Annotated in this window: 2 protein-coding genes; both read left to right on the top strand. The window is 44.2% G+C overall.

The genetic code is table 11. The features are described from left to right. A partial coding sequence (locus tag DD606_RS24840; RefSeq protein WP_219824233.1) for an RNase H-like domain-containing protein occupies positions 1–1,705 on the top strand: 1,705 nt, incomplete at its 5' end. 26 nt (positions 1,706–1,731) lie between these two features. Further along, on the top strand, positions 1,732–1,938 hold a 207-nt coding region (locus tag DD606_RS24845), incomplete at its 3' end, for a hypothetical protein (protein ID WP_139158365.1).

A 1,938-nucleotide genomic window follows, 5' to 3' on the forward strand; every position in this document is an offset into this window, starting at 1 on the left:
AGAGATCCACTTTCTGGGCCACATAGTCTCAAAGGATGGTGTTAGAATGGATCCCGCAAAGGTCGAAGCTATCAAGACATGGCCAGACTTGAAGACTGTGCACGATGTCAGAAGCTTCTTGGGATTGTGTTCCTACTATAGAAGGTTTATCAGAAATTTTGCAGAGATAGCATCGCCTCTTCACGCATTGCAAAAGAAAGAGGTCACTTTCAAATGGACCCAAAAAGAGATTTCAGCTTTTAGTCTCTTAAAGGAAAAGTTGACTTCAGATCCAGTTATTGTTTTGCCAGATCTCAGGAAGTCATTTGTGGTCCAGTGTGACGCGTGTGGCAGTAGCATCGGAGCAGTGCTAATGCAAGATGGACGGGTTGTAGCCTATGAAAGCCGAATTTTGCAAGGGCCAGAGATGACCATGCAGGTCTATGAGAAAGAGTTACTGGCTGTGATTCATGCGCTCTTAAGTTGGAAACACTACCTGCTAGGTGCAGATTTCGTTGTCCAAACGGACCATCAGACCTTGCGATACTTCTTGACACAAACAAAGTTATCTGAGAAGCATATGCGATGGGCAAACATTCTGTCCATGTTCCATTTCCAGATTGTGCATGTGGAAGGCAAGAAGAATGTTGTGGCTGATGCGTTATCAAGAAAGCCACAAATTTCAGCTGTGTCAATTCCTTATCATCATGAGCTTGATGACATGAAGGAACAGTATGCGAGTGATGAAGATTTTGCAAGGATCTTCGAACAGTTACAGGAAGGACAACGCCATGAGCACTACCTCCTCAGAGATGGTTTTATGATGATGCATGGCAGACTTTGTGTCACTAGGCCATTGCGACATAAGGTCATGGAAGAGAGTCATGTCCCACCGTATGCAGGGCATCGTGGCATTGATGCAACAGTTAAAGCGGTAGAGACATTCTTCTATTGGCCTACCTTGAGGAGAGATGTGGATGCCTTTGTGCGAGCATGCATAGTTTGCCAAAAGGTCAAGTTTGACAGGCAAAAGGCACCAGGGTTGTTACAACCACTGCCGATTCCGGATAAGCCATGGGAAAGCATTGCTATGGACTTTATCTTTGATCTTCCAAGGACGCCAACAGGGAATGATGGTATATGGACCATTATCTGTAGGTTCAGCAAGCAGGCCCATTTTATCCCTGTCAGGAAGAAGATAAAATCTGATCAGATGGCACGCTTGTTCATGTACAATGTGTTTAAGTACCATGGTATGCCACAATCGATTATCAGTGATCGTGATCCTCGCATGACCAGTTTGTTATGGAGAGGATTGTTTGAGAACATGGGCACTACGCTCAAGTTCTCGTCTTCGTTTCATCCACAAACTGATGGACAGTCAGAAGAGGCTAATTCTACTGTCTTAGATCTGCTGAAATGCTATGTGTCAAATAATAAGGTAAGTGGGAACAGTATTTGCCTATGCTTGAGTATGCGTACAATAATGCGGTGCATTCGTCTACTGGCAAAGCACCTTTTGAGATTGTTGAAGGCGGTAAAAAGGTTCCTCCCATTTTGCACACAAAGGACAAGATCTTTGAGGCAGATCGATATGTTGAGAACATGGATGAAATGTACAAGAAAATTAAAGTTGCCTTGGAGAAGACTCAAGCAAAGCAGAAAAAGGTTGCTGATCGTCACCGTCGGGAATTGCTGTTATCACCAGGTGATTGGGTTCTGTTAAGGTTCGAAAAGGCAAGGTTAAAGAAAATGAAGGGCAAGGAACAGTTGTTTCCTAAGCTCAGCATGCATTACTATGGGCCTTTTCAAGTGCTTGACAAGATCAACGATGTGGCTTACACGCTGAAATTGCCTGATGCGTGGAAGATTCATAATGCGTTTCGCGTGAGTCTTTTAAGACCCTTCGTGGGTAATGTGCCAGAAGATATGCCAAATGAGGATCAGCCGGAAGTTGAG

It is taken from the genome of Enterobacter cloacae complex sp. GF14B (assembly GCF_004136805.1).
Lineage (GTDB): Bacteria > Pseudomonadota > Gammaproteobacteria > Enterobacterales > Enterobacteriaceae > Enterobacter > Enterobacter hormaechei_C.